Source organism: Pontibacterium sp., assembly GCF_041587635.1.
Lineage (GTDB): Bacteria > Pseudomonadota > Gammaproteobacteria > Pseudomonadales > Balneatricaceae > Pontibacterium.
In genome coordinates this window covers 1-6,308 of sequence record NZ_JBFGYC010000208.1, presented here as the reverse complement: position 1 = coordinate 6,308, position 6,308 = coordinate 1, and the positions used below count along the sequence as shown (strand labels likewise).

The window sequence follows — 6,308 nt, the reverse complement described above, 5'->3', positions numbered from 1 at the left end:
GGCTTACGGTTTTGTCGCGACCCAGGGTTTCCTTGATCAGTGCCTCGATCAACTCAGCATCGCGCATTTTTTCAGCGGCCTGGCGGCGCAGCAGAGCAAGGGATGCCGAGCGGATAATAGTGGCCAGGGCGTGCTGATCGGTGATCTTGTCCAGTGCATGGCTCTGCAGGGCCTGATCTGAAGATTTCAGCACCACATGGGTCAGCAGATTTGGCGAGTCCAGCTGATCCAGCGCGGCACGACGCTGCTCAATCGGTGCAACGTGCTGGTCAACGATCAGGCAGCAGATACGATCCAGTGCCGAGCGGCGGATCAAATGGTTCTGCTCTTTGCGGGCAATCTCGGTCAGCAAAGACAGATTACAGAGTCGGGATGTGGCGGCCTGACGTACGTTCTGGTCAGGATCCGTCTGGGCTAACTGCTCCAGAATCTGATTCGAATCGGGGGCGTCATGGCTGATCTCTTCGACAGCACGCAGGCGTACTTCCGCTTTTTGATTTTGCCATTTGGGTTTAAAAAATCTGAACAACATTCAATCCCGGTCCCGAAATTACAAAGTAACCCGACGTTCGTATAAACACTTGGGGGAGGCTATTCTAGCGCAGAAAAGTCACAGGAACAGGCTTGACATTCAATTATTATGAAATGATGAAAAAGGCGCTTGATCGCGAATTTCAGCGTAACCGGCATGTCAGCCCGTGAGCGTTGACCTGCCCGTGTTTTGAGCAGGTCGGATACTGCAGGCGGAGTCTATTTAATGCTGACTTCGACGTCTCCGTCGACGTAATACCACTGATTGTCGTCACAGCGGAAATTGGAGTGTTCGCGCAGTACTCCGCTTTGCTCATCGGCTTCAAAGCGTGCTTCAAACTCTACCATGCCGGTAGCGTCACCCTTTTCTCCCTGTTGAGTGGCTAGAATTTCTAAACCAATCCAATTGGTACATTTCACCTGTTCGGTGAGGATTTCCGCATCTTCAGGGTTGCGGTTCTCTGGGGCAGTTGTGCCAATCAAATAATCAACAGCGCCTAAAGAGAACGCGGTATAACGTGAGCGCATCAAAGCTTCAGCTGTCGCTGCGGGTTTATGGCCTTCGATTGCAGGCTCGCAGCAAAAGCGGAAGGGTTTGCCTGAGTTACAGGGACAAGCTTTAGTTATGTCTTGGTCGTGCAACATACGGATGATCCCTCCATGAACTGTGAGGTATTATATCCTCTGTGATTACCAGTTCCATACCCCAAAAGGATATTTACCTGTGAGTGCGAAGCTGACTTTTTTCTGGCACGACTATGAGACCTCTGGTGCAGACCCGAGGCGCGACCGTCCTATGCAGTTTGCCGGGATTCGCACTGATGCGGACTTGAACGTGATCGGTGAGCCGGTGATGTTTTATTGTCGTCCGTCGGATGATCTGTTACCCCATCCGGATGCATGTCTGATTACCGGTATTACGCCGCAGAAAGCATTGGAAGAAGGCTTGTGCGAAGCGGACTTTATCCGTGAAATCCATGCTGAACTGGCAAAGCCGGGTACCTGTGGTGTGGGTTACAATAGTATTCGTTTCGACGACGAAGTGACCCGTAATACGCTTTATCGCAACTTTTATGACCCATATGCACGGGAATGGCAAAACGGCTGTTCCCGCTGGGATATCATCGATATGTTACGCCTGACCCGGGCGTTGCGCCCGGATGGTATTAACTGGCCGACGTACGATGATGGCAGCCCGAGTTTACGTCTGGAAGATCTGACCAAAGCAAACGGTATTGATCATGGCGCTGCCCATGACGCACTCTCCGACGTTACAGCGACCATTGAGATGGCTAAGCTGGTACGCGAGAAGCAGCCCAAACTGTATGAGTTTGTAGTGGGCAACCGCAGTAAACAGGCGATTCAGAATAAGCTGGATGTTGTGAGTATGAAGCCGGTGCTTCATGTGTCATCTCGGTATCCGGTGGAGTTCGGCAACCTGGCGGTTATTGCGCCTATTGGTACGCATCCGACGAATAAGAACGCCATTCTGGCGTGGGATCTGCGTTTCGATCCCACACCGTTGATGGAACTCTCAGTCCAAGAGTTGAATAGACTGATGTATACCAAGCGGGAGTCGCTGTCTGATGATGATCCGCGTATTGCGCTGAAACAGATTCACATCAATAAATGCCCGATCATCGCTCCGGCAGGTATGTTGAATAAAGAAGAAGCTCAACGCTTATCGATAGACGGTGATACCTGTCGAACGCATTTACAGATTTTGCGGGGTATGAACGGTTTGCAACATAAGTTGATGGATCTGTTCAGCGAGAGTCCATTTGAAGGTGAAAGTGACCCTGATCTGATGATCTATGCTGGCGGATTCTTCAATGATGCCGATAAGAACTCTATGGAGCTTGTCAGAAACGCTGATAGTGATGCCCTGATGACGCTGGACCCGCCGTTTCAGGATGGTCGTCTGGAAGAGATGTTTCTGCGCTATAAGGCACGAAACTGTCCGTCTGTGCTTACGGGGGAACAACAGCAAATATGGGAAGAATACCGTTCCCGCAAGTTGCTGGGGCCGGACAACAGCGGGCATCTGACAATGAATGCATTTTATGAACGCCTGAATGAACTGTACGCACGACCCGATTGCAGTGATCGTGACCGCCATATACTCGAAGAGCTGGCGGTTTATGCTGAGTCGGTTTATCCGATGGAGGATTTTGCATAGTGAAACGGGGGATCAATGCAGGACTGCTTGTTCTTTGCGTCACTTTGCCTGTGAAGGCAGAGGAGCCGCTAATGGACAATTCGATCCCCTATGATGTCACCCGTCCGGACGGCGCTTTGATCTTCGCCATTGAGCCGTCTCAGGCATACAAAGGATTACCGCGTGGCACCTTTGACGTTGAGCCGATGGCGGAAGTTAAAGCGTTTAAATTGCCGTCAACGTTACCTCCACCCACGGTTGTACCCGCAGCAGACCCGGCATTTTACATACAGATGAACAAGTTAGAGAAAGAAGGGCCAACGCTGTCCGGGGAAGATCTGGTGTTTAAGTCGATTGCGGATGATCGGAAAAAAGAACGTTGCCTGATCTTCGGCGAGTCATGTTCGGCACTGGAAATTATTGAAGAGGAATAACGGGTCGCTTTCATCCAGGTGATCCACAAAAAGAGGCGCATCAAGCGCCTCTTTTTGTATCTGAATTGTATCTGGAGCTGTTCGGGAATCAGGCTTCCGGCATGAACTCCCCAGCGATTTTCAGCGAGTTGATCTCAACATCGCAGGTTCTGCCAATCTCTTCACGGCTGGCATTTTCCATATGTTTCAGGCCGAAGCTGCGCACGATGAGCTGACGATCACGTAACTGTTTAAAGCCTTGCTGTAATTCCTGCAGAGACAGCTCGGCAATGGATTTTGCCAGTGCTTCACGGCTGTGGAAGTCGGCATTGTTACGGTCAATCTGATTCCAGTAGCGGGCGCTACGTTCGCTCAGACTGTTTTCCTCTTTGAGGATGCGGGAAATGACGCTGCGTTTGTATTTATCCAGCTGGGTATCACTCATCGCCAGCATCTGGTCGCCCATATCATCCATAAAGTGGGTGATATGCTCCTCCAGCGAGAGCGGATCAGCTACCGGTGACTGCACGACAAATGCCAGCCCCGGTGCTTTACGCAGGGGTAATGGCGTCTCGAATACCACGTAGCCCAACTGCTTTTCTGTCCGCAGACGGCTATAGAACGGTGATGACATCAACTCACTGAGGATCGCGAACTCCGCACGGGTTTTAAGTGCTGAGTCGTTACCCTGGAAGTAGATGCTGATCGCCGAATCGTTGTGTGGAAGATCCAGAGTCTGAACAAACGGTCGGCCTTTCTGTAAACGTACAACCGGGGTTTGCGACAGGTGCTTCGGTTGTACTTTTTTCAGCAGTGTAGCGGCAATATGATTCGCCATATCAGTGGCTTCATCCGCCAGCATGTTGCCGTGGGACAGTACGCGAAGCTCGGTTTCCGCTAGCAATTCGGGCGTAAAGCGTTGTAGATCAGCAAAGGACACGGTGTCGATCGCGCCTAACTTTTCCGCTTTGCTCCACTGGGGCAGCAGCAACTGAAAGATCTCATTGATGGTCTGGTTAAACGGTTTTTCCTTCTTGGCGTTTGCCAGCTGATCAGCATACTGCTGCTTGATTACGGCAAAGCGCTGCTCAGTAAATACAGGTTTTTTCAACTCGGCGGTTACTTTTTCCAGCAGGACAGGCAGTTTTTCGTTATAGCCTGACAAACGCACGCTAAAACCTTTCAAGTGTGGATAGATATCCGTGTTCAGACCTGCGACATAAGCGTCGTACAGTACTTCGTTCAGACGATCCTTCACCATACGGGTGTACAGACCGGTCAGCACCGCATCTTTAGAGGTCAGGTTGGCGCGGTGAGACATGACACTGAAGAACAGATTCGCTTTGGGTGAGCTGAAGCTGGCGTCCTGCTGATGCCAAAGGGTCAGGCCTGGCTGTTCCAGGATAACCTGAGGGTTGGTGGACGCGGTGGAAGGCTCTTTGAGTTGAAGGTTGGTCGCTACGAACGGGTTGGTACCACGGATGTATAGCGATGCAGTCTTCGGACCCTGCTGCATAGCCTGCTGCATATCAGCACTGATCGGCTTGGCACTGAACTCTACGTTGTACCAAGGGTTCGTTTGATCAGTTTCCACATCCCGTGCTTTGACGGTGAGCAGCATATTGTCCGGGCGGACGTTGGTCAGGTAGCTGCCGATCAGCTCGGCATCAAATGCCTCGAACAGGTAGGGCGCACGAATGGTTTCCTGCATGGGATACTGGCGTAGCTGACGCGACAACTGGCTAACGTAGTGAATCGGTTCGTTGCGTTCCTGAAAACGGAATTGAATACGGTTCAGGTCACTCTCTTCCTGATACAGGGTTTCACTGATACCGCCCTGTTTGATCAGATCGATATAGTTAAAGAACAGCTGAGTAATCGCTTCCTGATGCTGTAGCCCTTTGGGCGTCAGTGCAATGTTCACGTGGAAAGTCGATTCACCCGGCAGGCTTGTACCGGTTGAGGCAGCCAGTCCGGTTGCCCAGCCTTTCGCTTTTAGTTCGGATAACAAGCTGCCCGCACCTTCGTAACCCACCAGGCTGCTGATGTAATAAAGCGGTTTCTTACGCCACTGACTGCGAACTTCCGGCATCGGGAAGGTCATCGACATATAGCGCAGGTCTTTGACTGTTTTGATGTTCAGCTTAAGTGGCAGACTCGCTGGCTTAAACAGCGGTGTGTCATTGCGAAAGGGACGTACGTGGGCATTCGGTACCGCGGCAAACTTCGCTTCAACCATGGCTTTCAGGTCTTCAGTGCTCTGATTGCCCAACACGACCAATGACATCAGGTTAGCGGAGTAATGTTGCTGATAGAACTTGATCAGATCATCACGAACCTTGCCGTTGTCATTATCAGCCAGCGTTTCCAGACTGCCGACGGAGAACTGACTGTAGCTGTTCTCGGGGTTAAGAATCTGTTTGGTTACCGCGTAAATCCGGCGGCCGTCGTCGCGAATTTTTGCCTGATATTCGGAATGCACCGCATGACGTTCACGGTCTACATACTTATCGGTGAACAACGGCGAAATAAAGAACTGTGAAAAACGGTCCAGTGCAGGTTCCAGACTATCCGCTTTGATATCAAAGAAATAGTTGGTGTTTTCAAAGGCGGTGTAGGCGTTGTGATTACCACCATGGGAGCTGATGAACGCCTGATAATCACCTGCTTCAGGGTATTTTTCGGTACCCAGAAATAGCATGTGCTCAAGGAAATGGGCAAGACCTTCTCGTCCCTTAGGGTTGGCATTAGAGCCAACGGCTACATCCAGTGATGCCGCAGCCTTGCTGCTCGTTGGGTCAGAGATCACCAGTACTTTCATCTGGTTGGTCAAGGTGAAGGTAAGATATTCGCGCGAATCGCTCGGGCTTGTGTATACCCCCGCGTTGGCAATATTGCCCAACAAAAATAGGAGGCAGAAAAGAGCGTATTTGCTGAATGGCAGGCGCTTCAGTGGGGTCATATGCATCGGGCCTTTTGCTGAAGTTAGGGATCCTGCAAAGCGCTACCAAGTGACTCGATATAGCTACGACGGCAGGTTCCTTAGTCTGTCGTTTTTATTATGTATAAGCACTCGATCCTATATTGATATGCTTATTCTGTCTATTTTTTGATCAACTGTTTCGTTCTAACCAAGGTGGTTTTAATTATTAATGAATTTTCAGAAAAGAACATCATTCGATTGATAATAGGCAATTTAGTTCCGC

At 50.6% G+C, this 6,308-nt stretch carries 5 protein-coding genes; 2 read left to right on the top strand and 3 right to left on the bottom strand.

What is annotated here, in order from left to right; all coding sequences use genetic code 11:
* On the bottom strand, nucleotides 1-532 hold a 532-nt coding region (locus ABYW01_RS11370; protein WP_372832790.1), incomplete at its 3' end, for a hypothetical protein.
* A 218-nt stretch (nucleotides 533-750) separates the two neighbouring features.
* Nucleotides 751-1,176, bottom strand: a complete 426-nt coding sequence (locus ABYW01_RS11365; protein WP_372832789.1) for a YchJ family protein — start codon at nucleotides 1,174-1,176, stop codon at nucleotides 751-753.
* 79 nt (nucleotides 1,177-1,255) lie between these two features.
* Between ABYW01_RS11365 and sbcB the strand changes: the two genes are divergently transcribed.
* Together sbcB and ABYW01_RS11355 are read left to right on the top strand one after the other, a co-directional pair.
* Complete coding sequence (gene sbcB / locus ABYW01_RS11360) at nucleotides 1,256-2,710, top strand: exodeoxyribonuclease I (protein WP_372832787.1); 1,455 nt, start codon at nucleotides 1,256-1,258, stop codon at nucleotides 2,708-2,710.
* A 71-nt stretch (nucleotides 2,711-2,781) separates the two neighbouring features.
* Nucleotides 2,782-3,123: a hypothetical protein gene (locus tag ABYW01_RS11355; RefSeq protein WP_372832785.1), complete on the top strand. Its 342-nt coding sequence runs from the start codon at nucleotides 2,782-2,784 to the stop codon at nucleotides 3,121-3,123.
* An 88-nt stretch (nucleotides 3,124-3,211) separates the two neighbouring features.
* On the opposite strand, the gene ABYW01_RS11350 is transcribed toward ABYW01_RS11355, so the two are convergent.
* Nucleotides 3,212-5,923: an insulinase family protein gene (locus ABYW01_RS11350; RefSeq protein WP_372832784.1), complete on the bottom strand. Its 2,712-nt coding sequence runs from the start codon at nucleotides 5,921-5,923 to the stop codon at nucleotides 3,212-3,214.
* Between the last annotated feature and the right edge of the window lie 385 nt (nucleotides 5,924-6,308).

Excerpts from the sequence above, each read along its gene's own strand:
- ABYW01_RS11365 (WP_372832789.1), bottom strand. The coding sequence starts at position 1,176 with ATGTTGCACGACCAAGACATAACTAAAGCTTGTCCCTGTAACTCAGGC.
- ABYW01_RS11355 (WP_372832785.1), top strand. The coding sequence starts at position 2,782 with ATGGACAATTCGATCCCCTATGATGTCACCCGTCCGGACGGCGCTTTG.
- ABYW01_RS11350 (WP_372832784.1), bottom strand. The coding sequence starts at position 5,923 with ATGAAAGTACTGGTGATCTCTGACCCAACGAGCAGCAAGGCTGCGGCA.